The 16,264-nt window shown below is 49.3% G+C and carries 16 protein-coding genes; 4 read left to right on the forward strand and 12 right to left on the reverse strand.

Annotated features, from left to right (window positions below; all coding sequences use genetic code 11):
* The first annotated feature begins 50 nt into the window (after positions 1 to 50).
* Positions 51 to 689, forward strand: coding sequence for an MOSC domain-containing protein (locus D0Y50_RS17750; RefSeq protein ID WP_117318262.1), 639 nt, complete (start codon positions 51 to 53; stop codon positions 687 to 689).
* Between the two features lie 77 nt (positions 690 to 766).
* Here D0Y50_RS17750 and rplI read toward each other — a convergent pair whose 3' ends face one another.
* The 11 genes from rplI to D0Y50_RS17805 all read right to left on the reverse strand — a co-directional run bounded on the left by rplI (position 767) and on the right by D0Y50_RS17805 (position 10,611).
* Complete coding sequence (gene rplI / locus D0Y50_RS17755; protein WP_108566773.1) at positions 767 to 1,219, reverse strand: 50S ribosomal protein L9; 453 nt, start codon at positions 1,217 to 1,219, stop codon at positions 767 to 769.
* A 26-nt stretch (positions 1,220 to 1,245) separates the two neighbouring features.
* A complete protein-coding gene (gene rpsR, locus D0Y50_RS17760) occupies positions 1,246 to 1,473 on the reverse strand; it encodes a 30S ribosomal protein S18 (RefSeq protein ID WP_073316739.1) in 228 nt (75 codons plus the stop codon).
* Positions 1,474 to 1,484: 11 nt separating this feature from the next.
* Positions 1,485 to 1,892, reverse strand: a complete 408-nt coding sequence (rpsF, locus tag D0Y50_RS17765; RefSeq protein WP_108566772.1) for a 30S ribosomal protein S6 — start codon at positions 1,890 to 1,892, stop codon at positions 1,485 to 1,487.
* Between the two features lie 149 nt (positions 1,893 to 2,041).
* Entirely contained in the window at positions 2,042 to 2,938 is an 897-nt protein-coding gene (locus D0Y50_RS17770) for a solute carrier family 35 transporter (RefSeq protein ID WP_108566848.1), read from the reverse strand.
* A 142-nt stretch (positions 2,939 to 3,080) separates the two neighbouring features.
* Complete coding sequence (locus D0Y50_RS17775) at positions 3,081 to 3,785, reverse strand: 3-keto-disaccharide hydrolase (protein ID WP_108566847.1); 705 nt, start codon at positions 3,783 to 3,785, stop codon at positions 3,081 to 3,083.
* 99 nt (positions 3,786 to 3,884) lie between these two features.
* Positions 3,885 to 4,496, reverse strand: a complete 612-nt coding sequence (locus D0Y50_RS17780; RefSeq protein WP_108566771.1) for a gluconate 2-dehydrogenase subunit 3 family protein — start codon at positions 4,494 to 4,496, stop codon at positions 3,885 to 3,887.
* Between the two features lie 2 nt (positions 4,497 to 4,498).
* Positions 4,499 to 6,184 (reverse strand): GMC oxidoreductase, encoded by a 1,686-nt coding sequence (locus tag D0Y50_RS17785; protein WP_117318264.1) that lies wholly within the window; start codon positions 6,182 to 6,184, stop codon positions 4,499 to 4,501.
* A 40-nt stretch (positions 6,185 to 6,224) separates the two neighbouring features.
* Positions 6,225 to 7,106 carry a hydroxypyruvate isomerase family protein gene (locus tag D0Y50_RS17790; protein ID WP_108566769.1) on the reverse strand — a complete coding sequence of 294 codons (882 nt, stop codon included), beginning with the start codon at positions 7,104 to 7,106 and terminating at the stop codon, positions 6,225 to 6,227.
* A complete protein-coding gene (locus D0Y50_RS17795) occupies positions 7,099 to 8,319 on the reverse strand; it encodes a nucleoside permease (RefSeq protein WP_108566768.1) in 1,221 nt (406 codons plus the stop codon). Before D0Y50_RS17795 ends, D0Y50_RS17790 begins: the two co-directional genes overlap by 8 nt.
* A gap of 46 nt (positions 8,320 to 8,365) precedes the next feature.
* Positions 8,366 to 9,424 carry a sugar phosphate isomerase/epimerase family protein gene (locus tag D0Y50_RS17800; protein WP_117318266.1) on the reverse strand — a complete coding sequence of 353 codons (1,059 nt, stop codon included), beginning with the start codon at positions 9,422 to 9,424 and terminating at the stop codon, positions 8,366 to 8,368.
* Positions 9,425 to 9,450: 26 nt separating this feature from the next.
* Positions 9,451 to 10,611, reverse strand: a complete 1,161-nt coding sequence (locus D0Y50_RS17805; protein ID WP_108566766.1) for a Gfo/Idh/MocA family protein — start codon at positions 10,609 to 10,611, stop codon at positions 9,451 to 9,453.
* A gap of 267 nt (positions 10,612 to 10,878) precedes the next feature.
* Here D0Y50_RS17805 and D0Y50_RS17810 point away from each other — a divergent pair, with 267 nt between their 5' ends.
* The 3 genes from D0Y50_RS17810 to D0Y50_RS17820 all read left to right on the forward strand — a co-directional run bounded on the left by D0Y50_RS17810 (position 10,879) and on the right by D0Y50_RS17820 (position 13,268).
* A complete protein-coding gene (locus tag D0Y50_RS17810) occupies positions 10,879 to 11,886 on the forward strand; it encodes a LacI family DNA-binding transcriptional regulator (RefSeq protein ID WP_108566765.1) in 1,008 nt (335 codons plus the stop codon).
* A 41-nt stretch (positions 11,887 to 11,927) separates the two neighbouring features.
* Positions 11,928 to 12,815: a TIM barrel protein gene (locus tag D0Y50_RS17815; protein WP_232366299.1), complete on the forward strand. Its 888-nt coding sequence runs from the start codon at positions 11,928 to 11,930 to the stop codon at positions 12,813 to 12,815.
* 129 nt (positions 12,816 to 12,944) lie between these two features.
* The gene (locus D0Y50_RS17820; protein WP_108566763.1) at positions 12,945 to 13,268 is read left to right on the forward strand and encodes a DUF3392 family protein; all 324 of its coding nucleotides are present in this window, start codon (positions 12,945 to 12,947) and stop codon (positions 13,266 to 13,268) included.
* Positions 13,269 to 13,324: 56 nt separating this feature from the next.
* Here the strand turns inward: D0Y50_RS17820 and acnA are convergent, their stop codons facing one another.
* Entirely contained in the window at positions 13,325 to 16,045 is a 2,721-nt protein-coding gene (gene acnA / locus D0Y50_RS17825; protein WP_232366300.1) for an aconitate hydratase AcnA, read from the reverse strand.
* Positions 16,046 to 16,264 lie beyond the last annotated feature (219 nt).

Here is a 16,264-nt window from a genome sequence, read left to right on the forward strand (position 1 = left end):
ATTTACTCTTATCGTTTCGACTGTACGTTCACCCGGAAGCATTCTTACCTATGAATATCTTTGCATTATACGCGGGTCAGCCCGCGCCTTTAGGTCCTCGCGGGGCGCCCAGCGCCATCGTAAAGTCTGCTGTAGCGCAGTTAACCGTTAGCCTGGATGGCACCGTAGAAGATCAACAAGTCAATAAAAAACTCCATGGCGGTCCTGAAAAAGTGCTGCATCAGTATAGTTTCGAAGGCTATAAGCAACTTAGTGAAGCATTTGAGGGCATCGCATTTACCCCTGGCAGCATCGGTGAAAACCTACTGGTAGAAGGTATGCATGACCAAAACGTTTATATTGGTGATACCTATCAGATGGGCGAAGTAGTGGTTCAGGTCAGTGCGCCGCGCGCCCCGTGCGTTAAAATATCCCAGCGCTACGAGCATAAAAATCTTGATCGCTTCGTGGGGCAGCAAGGCATTACCGGTTGGTATTATCGGGTAGTACGAGGTGGTGTAATAAACGCAGGCGATACGGTTAGCCGGTTAGCGCGCGTAGAGCATACCGTGAGCGTGGCAGAGCTTATGCAGAGCGTTTACAATAAGGCCCAGGCGGCCAGTGCAGCGGACTTTAGCACATTGGCAATACTGGATGATGAATGGCGGGAGAAATGCCGACGGGCGGCCCACAAAGCTGGGCAAGATTAATCCAAATAGCTGACTCGTCCCAATAAAAAAGCCGCTGCGGTTACCCGAGCGGCTTCTTAAACAAGCTACATTAACGCTTATGCTTCAGCAATAACCACAACCTTAACAGTTGTTGCTACATCAGAATGCAATTGTACGTCGATGTCGTATTCGCCAGTTTCACGAAGTGTACCGGTAGGTAAACGTACTTCAGATTTAGTTACTTCAACACCCGCTGCGGTGATTGCATCAGCAATATCACGAGTACCGATAGATCCGAATAGTTTACCTTCGTCACCCGCAGGTGCCGCAACGGTTACTTCTTCCAGCGCGTCCAGCTTCTCGGCGCGAGCCTGAGCTGCGCTAAGCTGATCAGCAATTTTTGCTTCCAGCTCGGCACGACGTGCTTCAAATTTTTCTACGTTATCTTTGGTTGCTGGAACTGCTTTACCCTGAGGGAAAAGGAAGTTACGTGCATAACCAGATTTAACATTTACTTGATCGCCCAGACCACCAAGGTTGGCGACTTTGTCCAGTAGGATGACATCCATCTTAACTACCCCTTATTACGCCAAAATTACTTGTGTGAATCAGTGTACGGAAGCAATGCAAGAAAACGTGCACGCTTAATCGCAGAAGACAGCTGACGCTGATACTTCGCGCTAGTACCGGTAATCCGGCTAGGGACGATTTTACCGCTTTCAGTGATATAGTTCTTCAAAGTAGCGATATCTTTATAATCGATTTCAGTCACACCTTCTGCAGAAAAACGGCAGAACTTACGACGTCTGAAAAAACGAGCCATGATGGTTCTCCTTACGCGTTATCTTCAGTGGTTTCAGGTTTTCTATCTGAACGCTCAGTACGCTCGGTACGAGGTGCAGAATCGTCACGACGCTCACGACGCTCTTCTTTCATCATAGGAGAAGGCTCGGTAACAGCGTTTTTAGTGCGCATAACCAGATTACGCAGGATAACATCGTTGAAGCGGAACGCATTTTCCAGCTCATCAACGGCTTCAGCAGTCGCTTCAGCATTGATCAGCACGTAGTGTGCTTTGTGCAGCTTCTCGATTGGGTAAGCCAGTTGACGGCGGCCCCAGTCTTCCAGACGATGAATTTGACCTTCGTCTTGCTTAAGGATAGTGGTATAACGCTCGATCATACCAGGTACTTGTTCACTCTGATCAGGGTGAACCATAAAAACGATTTCGTAATGACGCATTAGTGCTCCTTACGGTTGTAGCCTCGTCAGTACAGCCAGCTGCTTGAGGCAAGGAACTAGATTAGTGGGGCTGTAAGGGCGCGCATTATACAGAGCACCCCATACTTGCACAAGCATTAATCAGCTGGTTACCGGTTTTACTGCTTCGGCTAATGACCGATACTGCTCCATTGACCGGCTGCCACTAGCACGGCCACCCCGACAAGCGCCATTAGCGACCAGCCCAGCGTTGCCCGATTCGTTTTTTCACCCACGGCCCAGGCTACCGCCAGCGACATTACCGCACTGGTCGCAATCAATGTCTGCACCACCCCCGCTTTGGCGTGGGTAAAGGCGACCATCTGCAAATATAACGCCGCCGCTGTACCCAATACCGTCGCCAACGCGAACATACGCCACATTTGTTTAGGCTGTGTACTGACTGGCAGCCAACGCTTTTTCAACAGCAGCATGAGTAACACAATAATCGCCAGCCCTCCGGTCAGCCGTACCAGGCTGGCATTAAACGCATCCAGTGCCGGATAGGTGGTTAAGATATCCCGGCTAATAACTGCACCTACTGCCTGACATACGGCGGCTACAGCTGCAAATACATAGCCTGAAGGGGCAAATAAATGCAAGTCGGTACGGCGGCGTACCTTAACTACCAAATCAACGCTCACCAGCACAATGGCGATACCTATCCATTGCTGCCAGGTTAGCCATTCTGCAATCCAAACCATCGCCAACAGGGCGGTAAAAATAGGTGCCAACGTTTCGGTAATCAACACTGACTGCGTATCACCAATACGGTTGAGCGCCTGAAAAAAACAGGTATCACCAATACCAATGCCAATAACGCCGCTTAATAACAACCACAGATAGGCTTCACCGGGAAGCTGGACTGCGGGCAGTAAAAGCTGGGTAACCAGCAACAACAAGATAATGGCCACCAGGCCTTTCCAGAAGTTCAGCGATAAGGGCGAAAACGATGCGCCCAATACCCGAAACATTCTGGCGGCAATGGCCCAGCACAAAGCGACAGTCAACGCCGCAAGTTCACCTATCATAAAAAGGATACTACCTGTGAAAAAGCCGCCAGCCTAGCAGAATGCCGTGGGCTGGCAAGGAGCTTGGGTTAGTCCTGAGCAATAAAAAACCCGGTGAATGCAAGTGCACTCACCGGGCTATCTATGAATAAGCTTGAGCTTATTTCAAAGGTTTAATTTCACGCAGCCAAATGTTGCGGAAACTTACCTTATTGCTATGGTCCTGCAACTGAATAGGTGCGCAGCCATGTGCTTCATAGGACGGTGCGCCAATCCATTCTGTTTTGCCCTGAATTTCATAATGGTTTTGTACTAACACACCATTGTGTAATACCGTGACATAACCGGGGGTAGCCAGGGTATCGCCATCAAAGCGCGGCGCTTTGAAAATGATGTCATACTCTTGCCACTGCTCAGGCGCGCGGGTCGCATTGGCCAGCGGGATACTCTGCTTATATACGCTACCTGCCTGACCGTTTGCGTAGGTTTTACTCTCGTAGGAGTCTAAAACCTGAATTTCATAACGCTGCTGCAAAAAGATACCGCTATTATTGCGCTGCTGGCCTTCCATATCTTTTTCCGGGGCCGGGGCACGCCATTCCACATGTAACTGTACATCGCAAAATGACTGTTTGGTTTTGATATCACCTTGGCCCGGCTTAACGGTTAAGACGCCGTCTTCTACCGTCCACTGGGCATCGCCACCCTTCACCGACTCCCATGCCGACAGGTCAGAGCCATCAAACAGAACTACCGCATCTGAAGGCGGCTGGCCTGGTTCAGCCGTAACTTTGGGGGGAACTGGCTCCCACACTTCGGTTTTTTCGGCTTTTTGCCAATCTTCCAGTTCGTCATCTGCGGCCATAACATTACCTGCTACCGATAGTGAACCCAATGCCACCGCGACGGTAGCACTAATTACTTTATAGAGTGTTTTCACTTATTTTCTCCTGCTAATAGAGGCTTAGGTAGCCCAGGCTTTCTGGCCTTTTTTATATTCAATATTGCCATCGTATTTGCCTGGTACCGGTACATATCTTAATACCTTAGTTCCGCCCTCTTTCGAGGTAAAAAAGCCAAACAGAGTAAGCTGTTTAAACAACGAGAAATAATGGGGGATCGGTTCTTTTGAGCCTTCTCTGCGGCCGTTCGGCGAAGACATGGCAACGCCCCACATTTTTTGCTTTTCGTTATACGCCTTCGCTTCTTTGTCTAGCCGGGTAAGCAGGGTTGTACGCTGGCTGTTATCTAATAACAGATAGTCTTTGCCAAATTCACTTTTCGCTTCGTTATTAAGCGATGTAATGCCCTCGCGAAAAGCTTTTTGTAAATCTTTGGTATAACAGTCTGCCACCAGAACCGCCATAATTTGGCCTACGTTGGCATCTTTGGCGCCAGGCGTATCAGTACGTGGGATAATGACTTCCCCCACTTCATTTAAAAAGGCCACGTCGTCTTTGGTAAAGCCGGTTTGTTGCAGGCTAATATCAGGACGAATATCATAAGCCATTGCACTACCTACAAAGGCAACGCCGGTGGCGGTGGTAATCAGTTTTAGCAGGTCACGGCGATTCATAGCTACAGGTTTCCTTTTTTCAGTTCTTCTACAGCAAACTCAGCCGCGCGGGCGGTCAATGCCATATAAGTCAGTGAAGGGTTAACGCAAGAAGCAGACGTCATGCAGGCACCATCGGTAACAAATACGTTTTTCGCATCCCATACCTGGTTGTGCTTATTCAGCACTGACGTTTTTGGATCCCGGCCCATTCGAGCGGTACCCATTTCGTGAATACCCATGCCCGGCTCATAGCCTGCATCCCAGCCGTTAACATTTTTCAGGCCTGAGGCTTCCAGCATATCAATGGCGTCTTGCTGCATGTCTTTACGCATACGCTGTTCGTTTTCACGAATTTTCACGTCCATTTCCAGTACCGGCAAGCCCCATTTATCTTTTACCTCTTTATTCAGATAAATACGGTTTCTGTGGTCTGGCAACATTTCGCCGAACGCGTTCATGCCGATAGTCCAGGTACCAGGTTCACTGATCGCATCTTTTAGGTCGCCACCAATGCCCATCTCGGCAATATCTTTACGCCAGCCCGAACGGCTTGCGCTGCCCTGATAACCAAACCCACGGGTATAATCACGCTTATCGCCCCCCCAGTTCCGGAAGCGCGGTATGTAGAAGCCTGAAGGTCGGCGCCCGTAATAATATTTATCATCATAGCCTTCAACCACTGCAGAAGCACCAGTACGGAAGTGATGATCCATCACATTATGGCCTAACTGACCGCTGCTGCTACCCAGGCCGCCTTCCCATACATCGGTTGCTGAGTTCATCAACAACCAGCTTGAATTGAACGACGAGGCATTCACAAACACAATTTTGGCCGTGAATTCATAGGTTTGGTTAGTTTCAGCATCGATTACCTCAACCCCACGCGCCCGCTTTTTATCTTTGTCATACAAGATTTGGCTAACAATAGAATAAGGCCGCAGCGTAAGATTGCCGGTTTTCATGGCTGCCGGTAAGGTTGAAGACTGGGTAGAGAAATACCCGCCAAATGGACAGCCTAACCAACACTTATTGCGCGCCTGACACCCGGCCCGACCTTGCTGCGGCTGGGCTTGGGTCGCATTTGCTGCGCGTCCGATAATCAGGTGACGATTACCTTTAAAGGCTTTTTTAATTCGCGCGGCGACATCTTTTTCCACCACGTTCAGGTCAAACCCTGGCATGTATTGACCATCTGGCAATACATCCAGACCATCACGATTGCCGCTGATGCCAGCAAACTTTTCTACATAGTCGTACCAGGATTCGAGATCCTCATAGCGAATTGGCCAATCTACTGCGATACCTTCTTTAGCATTAGCCTGAAAGTCTTCGTGATTTAAGCGGTAGCTTTGCCGGCCCCATAACAATGAACGGCCACCCACGTGATAACCACGAAACCATGAGAATGGTTTTTTTTCTACATAAGGTGCATCTTTCTCATTCGCCCACATCCCAAATGTCGATTCATTTAGCGGATAGTCACGAGACAATACCGGATAATCATCTTTCATTGCCTGCGTGGCCAGGTCGCGATGGGGATAATCCCACGCTTCCTTGTGCGCATTTTTATAATCTTCGATGTGTTTGATGTTCTGACCACGGTCCAGCATGAGTACCTTCAAGCCTTTTTCGGTCAATTCCTTTGCCGCCCAGCCACCGCTGATACCTGAGCCGACGACTATTGCATCATAATGATTGTTAGCCATGTTTTACCCTCTTAAACGCATAGCGTAGTTAATGCTTAATTCAGACATCACAGATTTGAACCGCCGCACGTAACGACGCTATTTTGCCTGCTTCAGTATCAGGGGTAGGAATAAATTCCTGTGCCAGATAGCCGGTGAAACCAGACTCCTTGATTGCTTTTGCAATAGCAGGGTAGTACAGCTCCTGATTGTCACCAATTTCATGACGTCCAGGTACACCGGCGGTATGGAAATGCCCAAAATAAGGCAGGTTTTCCCTGATGGTATGGATGATGTCGCCTTCATTTACCTGCATGTGGTAAATGTCGTACAACAGTTTGAAGTTTTCTGTGTTCAGTGCCTTGCACAGCGCAATACCCCACGCTGAATTGTCGGCCATGTAATCCGGATGATCGATTTTGCTGTTAAACAGCTCCATCTGTAATACCACCCCTCTTTTTTCTGCATGAGGCACAATCGCACGCAACCCTTTGGTGGCATTTTCCAGCCCGGCCTGCGGCGACATACCCCGCTTGTTACCACTAAAGCAAATCAGGTTGGTGTAGCCGGCATCGGCGACCAAATCTATATGCTTTAAATAGCGTTCGGTTAGCTCGTCATGAAATTTTGGTTCACACCAGCCGTCCTCTAAATTCAGTTCAGCGCCATTGCACATTGAACTGTCGATACCATGTTTTTTCAGTACCGGCCAATCATCCGGACCAACCAGGTCAATGGCGCTAAAGCCAATGTCTTTAACCACCCGGCACAATGTTTCAATATCCATCTCGCCGTAAGTCCAGCGGGCGACAGAATGGCGAATATTGCCTTTGAGTTTATTGCGCATACCACTGGCTCCGGCAGCATGAGCGGCAAAACCACCCAGGGTTAGCCCCACGCCGGTAACTGCCATCGCTTTTAACAAATTGCGTCGGTCAGTCATCGGTCGATACCTTTTCAGATTTAAAGAAGACTAAGAACAGCACCAGTACTACCGCAGCAAAACCGGCCGGGAACATCCAGACATTTTCCCAGTTGTGACCATCCGCTACGATATACGCATCGGTTATCTGTCCGGCTACCCAAAAACCTACCAGCATTCCCACACCATAGGTGGCCAGGGTAATCAGGCCCTGCGCAGCACTTTTGATGTTAGGGCCCGCTTTAGAGTCGGTGTAAATCTGCCCTGAGACAAAGAAAAAGTCGTAACACAAACCATGCAAAGCGATACCCATCAGCAATAGCACTACGCCTTCATCAGCATTACCGTAAGCAAACAGCACATAACGAATTACCCACGCCAGCATACCTAGTACTAATGTTTTCTTAATGCCAAACTTGTTCAGAAATATCGGTAAGGCCAGCATAAACAGCACCTCGGAAACCTGTCCCAGGGTCATTTTGCCAGTAGCGTTCTCTACCCCTATCTCGGTCAAAAACGGGTTAGCGTTCTGGTAATAAAATGCCAGAGGAATACAGATCAGTACCGAAGAGGCGAAAAACACCAGAAAGTTTCGGTTTTTCAACAGAGATAACGCATCGGTGCCTAAAGCTTCACCCAAACTTGCCGCTTGCCCCTTCCCTTTTGGCGGCGTGGCTGGCAGCGTGAAGCTGAACAAACCTAACAGCAACGATGCAATAGCACACAACATAAAGGTATTTCGTAATGCACCCTGCGCTATCGCATCCCGGGCATCCCAGGAAAAGACATAACTAATGACCAAGCCGGCCACAATCCAGCCCACAGTGCCCCACACCCGAATCTTGCCAAATTCTTTGGAAGGGTCCTGCATTTGTCCGAACGAGACTGAGTTCACCAAGGCCAGTGTAGGCATATACGCAATCATGTAGCCCAATACATACGGATAAAACGTTGTAAAGTCTGCCGCCTGATACATCATGTACAACAACACCGCGCCCACCAGATGCAGCACACCCAGAATGCGCTCGGCATTAAAGAAACGGTCGGCAATCATGCCGATAATAAATGGCGCAATAATCGCACCCCAGGATTGGGTCGAAAACGCCATCGCAATTTGCCCGCCATTGGCTGATAACGTACCGGCCAAGTACGTTCCCAGTGTGACAAACCAACCACCCCAGATGAAAAACTGTAGAAACATCATCACGCTAAGGCGCGCAGTTATATTATTCATTATTATCCTCGCTGCGTATGTCCTGGCAGGCCTGCCACGGCGTTAGTTACTTGTTGTCTAAACCCAGAATTTGTCGATTACGTGATTCGCTGGCATTACCGCCGGCAAAATCATCAAACGTTCGGGTGGCCGGTTCAATAATATGACTAGCAATAAAGGGCGCTCCTTCAGCCGCCCCTTGCGCTGAATCTTTTAAACAGCACTCCCACTCCAGTACTGCCCAGCCTTCAAAGCCGTATTGGGTAAGTTTGCTGAAAATACTTTTAAAATCGACCTGCCCATCACCTAATGAACGGAACCGGCCGGGGCGATCAACCCAGTCCTGATAGCCGCCATAGACACCGCTGCGGCCATTTGGCAGAAACTCAGCATCTTTAACATGGAACATTTTTATGCGGTCGTGATAACGGTCGATAAAGTCCAGGTAATCGAGCTGCTGCAAAACAAAATGACTCGGATCAAACAGGATGTTCGCCCGGGGATGGTCATCTACTGCGGCTAAAAAGCGCTCAAAGGTGGCGCCATCGTGCAGGTCTTCGCCCGGATGAATTTCGTAACATACATCCACACCAGCTTCTTCAAACACATCCAGAATGGGTTTCCAGCGCTTTGCCAATTCGGCAAAGCCCTGTTCAACCAACCCTGCCGGGCGCTGGGGCCATGGATAAACCAGATGCCACATAAGTGCACCTGAGAATGTCGCGTGTGCCGATAAGCCTAATCGCTGACTGGCTTTAGCGGCCAATTTCAGTTGCTGGATAGCCCATTCGGTACGTGCTTTAGGGTTGCCGTGCAAGTGCGCTGGGGCAAAGTTATCGAATAGTTCGTCATAGGCGGGGTGAACCGCCACCAGTTGACCTTGCAAATGGGTGGATAACTCAGTGATTTCGACACCGTATTTGGCGCAGGTGGCTTTCGCGTCATCACAATACTGCTGTGAGTCGGCAGCTTGCTCTAAATCAAAAATACTTGGGTCCGTCGGCACCTGAATGCCTTTATAGCCCAGTGAACCTGCCCATTCGGCCATGCCTTCGAGCGTATCAAACGGGGCGGTATCACCGGCGAACTGGGCCAGAAAAATCGCCGGGCCTTTAATTGCAGCCATTATCTTGTCTCCTTAAATATCGGGCGTTATTGCGCAATGTCGGGCACCGCGTGCCACTTCGTATCGCTACTACTGCTATCTAGCATAGCCTGGATAAAGGCCATACCACGCACCCCAGAGCTCAGCCCGGGTACGCCTTCTGCACTGCCGGTTTGGCCGGCATAAATAGCTTTGGCAAAAGAGGTATACAAATTGGCCATTGCTTCGAGGTATCCTTCTGGGTGCCCACCTGGCGTCCGGCAGCGCGATAACGCGGCGTCGCACAACCCAGGCTGACCGCCCCCGGCCCGTAACACCTGATACGGCTCGCCAGCCGGCCGATAGACCACAGAATTAGGCTCCATTTGTTGCCATTCCAGGCCACCTTTTTCTCCATACACTCTTATTTTCAAAGGGTTTTCTTCCCCGGCACAAACCTGGCTTGCCACCAGCACCCCGGTGGCTCCGCTTTGGGTTTTCAGCAGCGCTGCACCGTCATCGTCTAGACGGCGGCCCTCAACATGGGTGTGGAGTACGCCACATAACTCAGTGACCTTTTCACCCAACACAAATTCCACCAGGCCAAAAGCGTGAGTGCCAATATCACCCATACAACCGCTGCCCCCAGCCAATGCTGGATCGGTACGCCATGAAGCTTGTTTGTTATGGCTTTCTTCTTCACCCGACAACCAACCTTGCGGATACTCCACATAGACTTTACGTATTTTGCCCAACTGGCCAGAAGCGACCATTTCTTTGGCCTGCCACACCATGGGATAGCCCAGGTAGGTATGCGCCAGCCCGTACAATACAGAGCTGGAGGCCAGCTCATCGGCCAGTTGTTTGACCTCGTCAAAACTGACCGCGGCTGGTTTTTCGCAAAATACATGAAAGCCCGCTTTAGCCGCGGCTAGCGAAACCGGTACGTGTAGATGGTTGGGCGTTACAATGCTGACTGCCTGCATACGCTGGTCTTCGGGCAGCGCGGCTTCGCTTTCAAGCATTTCCTGCCACGAGCCATAAACGCGAGCCGGGTCGAGGTCCAGGCTCTCGCCTGTACGGGTATTGTTATCGTTGTCGCGGGAAAAGGCGCCGCAGACCAATTTATAGTGGCCATCCAGCCCGGCTGCGTGGCGATGTACAGCACCAATAAATGCCCCTTCGCCACCGCCTATCATTCCGAGTCGGATTTTCTGTGTTCGTGCCATGCCCATCTCCGAAAAGTCGTTAATGATGTTAGAAACTTGTTATTTGCGTAAAAATGTAACGGATTACATTAAATTATGTCAAACTATTTTATACAAAAGGCGTATTGATGCGACCAAATTGTCAAAATAAGCCCGTTTTATTGTTGCGCAAATGTTTATAAATGCAATTTAGTGCTGGATTTTAGTAGAATTTTACGTCATCTTCGTTAACTAACATGTTAACGGTTACATTTTATTAAATAAAAATTAAGGGTAAATCAGTAAGCAATGGCGACCATTCGAGATGTAGCAGAGCTGGCGCACGTATCTGTGGCTACCGTTTCACGGACACTACAGCAGCCAGACAGGGTTTCACCTAAAACCCGGGTGCGGGTGCTTGAAGCTATAGACCATACCGGCTACAAACCCAATCTAATGGCAGTGAAGTTTCGCTCGGGCAAAACCCATAGCCTGGTCGTGCTGGTACCCACCGTGGCCAACTTATTTTTTGCGCGCGTAATTAGCGGAATGCAGGTGGCCGCAGCGCAACGCGGCTATACCTTGTTACTAGGCAATACCCTCGGTAACCCGGATATTGAAGCAGAATATGCCAAGATGGTGCAGACTTCCCAAGCCGACGGCGTGATTCAGTTACGGGCCCATAACCCGTTTCCGGCAGACATGCGCACTACCGATGGCCTGTTGCCTATGGTCAACGCTTGTGAGGTTCGCGCAACGACCGACTGCCCTACCGTTACTTTGGATAATCGTGCAGCAGCGGCCACCATGACCCGCCATCTTATTGCGTTGGGGCATCGGTCAATTGCCTTGATTAAGGGCCCGCATGCCAGTCCGTTAACCCAGGACCGCTTAGCTGGCTACCAGGATGCATTGCGCGAAGCGAATATCCCGTTTGATGAAAACCTGCTGTTTAATGGCGATTTTACATTACAGGCCGGTTATGAAGCTGCTCAGCGTATTTTGACTATTGGCCAACGCCCTACCGCACTATTTTGCGAAAACGACGAGACTGCGATTGGGGCCGTGCAGGCCTTAAAAGAAGCCGGGTTACGCATACCCGAAGATATTTCGGTTGCCGGATTTGATGATATTGCCTTTGCCGGGTTTTGCGATCCACCGCTCACCACGATTGCCCAGCCAGCAGAAGAGTTTGGCCAAACGGCGGTAAACCTACTGGTTGATGTGCTAACCGGGAATATCAAAAAAGCCCCCAAGGTCATTATGCCGTTTGAATTAATTGTACGAAAAAGCACCGGCCCTGCGCCGACTTATTAATAATCAGGGCCTGTGCCAGGCTACCTAATGAGGAGATGACTATGACTGCCTATCATACCCACCGGCAAGCCGGTAAAGTTGCAGCAGACACACTGAACCGACGCCATTTTTTAAAACTCAGTGCCGGGGCAGCAGGCGTTGCCGCGTTGCCCTTGTCGTTTGGCGTCAGCGCCCATAATCATAAAAGTGCTGGAGCGGTGGGTTTGCAGTTATATACCCTGCGCGACTGGATGGCGGTTAGCGTACCGGCAACACTTAAAATGGTCGCCGCTGTGGGTTATCAAGAGCTTGAATTTGCAGGCTACTATAACCACAAGCCAAGCGAAATTAAGAAAATTATTGATGGTGAAGGACTATCAGCGCCTTCTGCACATACCCCTCTGACCGACTTTGAAGGTGGTGTGAATAAGGTTATCGATAGTGCGCTGGAAGTTGGCCATAAGTATGTGGTGCTGCCTTATTTAACAGAAGAACAGCGCGGTTCTACTATCGATGTGTATAAGAACCTCGCAGAGAACATGAATCAGTGGGGCGAAGCCTGTAATAAAGCCGGCTTGACCCTGGCTTACCACAATCATGATTTTGAATTTATCCAAACCGACGGTGAAATTCCTTATCATGTTTTGTTGGAAGAGACCCAGAAAGATTTAGTGGCAATGGAAATGGATTTATATTGGATGGTGAAAGCCAATAAAGATCCATTGGCTTATTTCAAGAAGTATCCAGGCCGGTTCAAGCTATGGCATGTCAAAGATATGGACAGTGCGGGTGAGTTTGCTGATGTTGGCACCGGCACTATCGATTTTGCGCCGTTGTTCGCCCGTGCTTCTCAAGCCGGTGTAGAACATTATTTTGTGGAGCGGGATAAAACGCAGGACAAAATGGCCACCTTGATTCAGGGTCAGAAAGCCGTAGCGGCATTGCTGTAACTTACTTACTCATCGAATTAAGCATTAAAAGGGCCCAGTGAGGCCCTTTTTTGCTGATTTATGAGACGGATTTGCCTACACTGCCCTTATAATTTAACTGACTATCGCAGTGTGTCCGGGAGGATAAAGATGGTCGAGATTCTGGCTCAGTTAACGCGCTGGCTAGCCCCTTATTTCAGTCAAATGAGCTTAATGCTGATTGCCACATTATTGGTCGTATTTGGCGATTTGATTAATAACTATGTTAAACAGGTGCTTCGGCCCTGCCATTTTATTATCCGGGTGTCGCTGTTTGTTTTATTGTGTGCATTTGGCTATGGTGCGTTGACGCTTTACGGCGCTCCACTGGTATTGCATCTGGTAAGATTTTTCCCCGGTTATTTGCAGGGCGCAGTATTTGTCAGTGCTTTTATTGCCATTGGGGTATTTGCCGAACGGCGACGCTACATATAAAAAAGGCTCCTTCCGGAGCCTTTTTTTACCTAATAAAAGTGTGGTTTTTAACCGGCTTACTTACCGTTTTGAAGGTATTGGCGAATAACATAATGCAAAATACCGCCATGTTCAAAGTACGTAAATTCATTTGCCGTATCAATCCGCACGTCTGCCATAAACTCGGTCACTTCGCCCGAGTCACGCATCATGGTGACCTGAACTTCTTTCGTATCGCGCGATACCTGTGATACTGAGAATGTCTCATCGCCACGAATGCCGACAGAGTCAGCGCTTTCACCGTCTTTAAACTGCAGTGGTAAAATACCCATACCAATCAGATTAGAACGATGTATACGCTCATAGCTTTGGGCAATCACCGTTTTGATACCTAATAACGAAGGCCCTTTAGCCGCCCAATCACGGCTGGAGCCGGTACCATACTCTTTACCGCCCACTACCACTGCGCCGACACCTTCGTCGCGATATTTCATCGCGGCGTCAAATATCGACATTTCTTCGCCACTAGGATAATGCGTGGTCACACTGCCGGTGGTGCCTGGCGCCAATTGGTTTTTTAACCGAACATTGGCAAAGGTACCGCGCATCATCACCTCGTGGTTACCGCGGCGCGAACCATAGGAGTTGAAGTTGGCCGGTTCAATACCTTTTTCCTGTAGATATTTGCCGGCAGGACTATCGGGGGCAATCGCGCCCGCCGGAGAAATATGGTCAGTTGTGATAGAGTCACCCACTTTCACCAGACAGCGGGCATCACGAATGGCCGTGAGCGCATCCGGCTGCTCGCCCATATCGGCGAAAAACGGCGGATGTTTGATATAAGTTGATTCAGGCCAGTCGTAAACGGAAGAAGAAGAAACTTCCAGGTCATTCCATACCCGTTTACCTTTAAACACATCAGCATATTTTTGCTTGAACAACTCACCGGAAACATGTTCTTGAATCAGTGATTGAATTTCTTCTTCCGTCGGCCAGATATCTTTCAAATAGACGGGCTTGCCGTCTTTGCTTTTACCCAGCGGCTCGGTAGTAATATCAATGTTCATATTACCAGCCAAGGCATAGGCTACTACAAGCGGCGGTGAAGCCAGGTAATTCGCTGCAACATCAGGGTGAATCCGACCTTCGAAGTTGCGGTTGCCCGACAGCACGGACGTTACGGTCAATTTGGCTTCCTGCACCGCTTTACTGATTTCTTCTGGTAATGGCCCAGAGTTACCAATACAGGTGGTACAGCCGTATCCCACAAGATTGAAGCCAAGTTTACGCAGCGGGTCCATCAGCCCGGCATTTTCCAGATATTGTGTAACTACCTGCGAGCCCGGCGCTAAAGAGGTTTTAACCCAGGGCTTACGCACCAGGCCAAGTTCTACGGCTTTTTTCGCTACCAGACCAGCACCCATCAGCACGGAGGCGTTCGACGTATTTGTACAACTGGTGATAGCGGCAATAACAATTGCCCCGTCTTCCAAGTTAAATTGATGGCCCTGAAAATCGACATAGGAGTCATGTTCTTTATCAACTTCGGACATATCGCCACCTTCAGACACAAACTTGGCGTCTTCGGTTTCGACTTCTTTGATATCGATTTGCGAATTGAACCAGTCATTGAAGGCGCTGGCAGCTTTGTCGAGAGCGATACGGTCCTGGGGACGCTTAGGTCCGGCCAATGAAGGAACGACATCTTCCAGATTCAGCTCAAGTGTTTCATGGTACACAGCATCTTTTGTATGATCGTCATGCCATAATGACGCCGCTTTGGCGTACTCCTCTACCAGCTTAATCTGGCTATCGTCGCGACCGGTTAACTTCAGGTAATCCAACGCCACCTGATCAATTGGGAAAATACCACAGGTGGCTCCATATTCGGGTGACATGTTGGCGATAGTAGCGCGGTCTGCGGTAGTCAGATGTTTGATACCCGGGCCATAGAATTCTACGAACTTACCTACTACACCGTGGTTACGCAGTTGTTCGGTAATCACCAGCACCATATCAGTAGCCGTAACCCCGGGGTTCAATTTGCCGGTCAAGCGAAAGCCTACCACCTTGGGTGCCAGCATTGTTACGGGCTGTCCCAGCATAGCAGCTTCAGCTTCAATACCTCCGACACCCCAGCCTAAAATACCCAGGCCGTTAATCATAGTGGTATGCGAGTCGGTCCCTACCAGGGTATCAGGATAAATCCAGGTTTCCCCATCAATTTCTTTCGTAAAAGCACAGCGCGCCAGATATTCAAGATTTACCTGATGCACAATACCGCGGCCCGGCGGCACTACTTTAAAGTTGTCAAAGGAGGCCTGCCCCCATTTTAAAAACTGGTAGCGCTCTTTGTTACGCTGAATTTCAATGTCGGTGTTTTTCTCAAAAGAATCCTCGTCACCGAAGTGATCAACCATTACCGAGTGGTCGATAACCAGTTCTACCGGGTTAAGAGGATTAATCATTTGCGCATCACCGCCCAAGGTGTTTACCGCATCACGCATGGCGGCTAAATCGACGATGGCTGGCACCCCGGTAAAATCTTGTAAAATCACGCGGGCTGGGGCAAAGGAAATTTCATGCAGGCTATCGTCGCTGGTATCCCATTTTGCTATTTTTTCAATGTCTTCGCTGGTGACGAATTCTTCCTGTTCATGCCGAATCAGGTTTTCCAATAAAATTTTGATACAAAATGGCAGTCGCGACAAATCGTGCTGCTCGCTAATCTTGTCAAAGCTTACCAGCTTGTATTGCTGATCATTGACCTTGAGCTCTGAAAATGTCTGATATTTCACCTGTTCACCATCCTTTTGATTTACTTGGCCCGGCGAATTTGTGGCGCATGCGTTCACACCGGGTGGGTAAGTGTGTGGTTTCATACGGTATTCAGGCGAAAAAAAGTTCAATCTAACCGTGCTGGTTGTAAGGTTAATTTTTAACAAAATAGCGCCAGCCTGCTATCGAGGTAGGTTTTATTTCAATAAAACAAGTAGGTGGGAGTTTGCAGGCATAGC

The organism is Salinimonas sediminis, from assembly GCF_003429285.1.
GTDB classification, from domain to species: domain Bacteria; phylum Pseudomonadota; class Gammaproteobacteria; order Enterobacterales; family Alteromonadaceae; genus Alteromonas; species Alteromonas indica.

Bases quoted from the DNA above. Each gene is read 5' to 3' on its own strand.
- D0Y50_RS17775 (WP_108566847.1), bottom strand. From the start codon at position 3,785: ATGGCCGCAGATGACGAACTGGAAGATTGGCAAAAAGCCGAAAAAACC.
- D0Y50_RS17800 (WP_117318266.1), bottom strand. From the start codon at position 9,424: ATGGCTGCAATTAAAGGCCCGGCGATTTTTCTGGCCCAGTTCGCCGGT.
- D0Y50_RS17785 (WP_117318264.1), bottom strand. From the start codon at position 6,184: ATGGCTAACAATCATTATGATGCAATAGTCGTCGGCTCAGGTATCAGC.
- D0Y50_RS17805 (WP_108566766.1), bottom strand. From the start codon at position 10,611: ATGGCACGAACACAGAAAATCCGACTCGGAATGATAGGCGGTGGCGAA.
- D0Y50_RS17790 (WP_108566769.1), bottom strand. From the start codon at position 7,106: ATGACTGACCGACGCAATTTGTTAAAAGCGATGGCAGTTACCGGCGTG.
- rpsR (WP_073316739.1), bottom strand. From the start codon at position 1,473: ATGGCTCGTTTTTTCAGACGTCGTAAGTTCTGCCGTTTTTCTGCAGAA.
- rpsF (WP_108566772.1), bottom strand. From the start codon at position 1,892: ATGCGTCATTACGAAATCGTTTTTATGGTTCACCCTGATCAGAGTGAA.
- rplI (WP_108566773.1), bottom strand. From the start codon at position 1,219: ATGGATGTCATCCTACTGGACAAAGTCGCCAACCTTGGTGGTCTGGGC.
- D0Y50_RS17795 (WP_108566768.1), bottom strand. From the start codon at position 8,319: ATGAATAATATAACTGCGCGCCTTAGCGTGATGATGTTTCTACAGTTT.
- D0Y50_RS17820 (WP_108566763.1), top strand. From the start codon at position 12,945: ATGGTCGAGATTCTGGCTCAGTTAACGCGCTGGCTAGCCCCTTATTTC.
- D0Y50_RS17780 (WP_108566771.1), bottom strand. From the start codon at position 4,496: ATGAATCGCCGTGACCTGCTAAAACTGATTACCACCGCCACCGGCGTT.
- D0Y50_RS17810 (WP_108566765.1), top strand. From the start codon at position 10,879: ATGGCGACCATTCGAGATGTAGCAGAGCTGGCGCACGTATCTGTGGCT.
- D0Y50_RS17750 (WP_117318262.1), top strand. From the start codon at position 51: ATGAATATCTTTGCATTATACGCGGGTCAGCCCGCGCCTTTAGGTCCT.
- D0Y50_RS17815 (WP_232366299.1), top strand. From the start codon at position 11,928: ATGACTGCCTATCATACCCACCGGCAAGCCGGTAAAGTTGCAGCAGAC.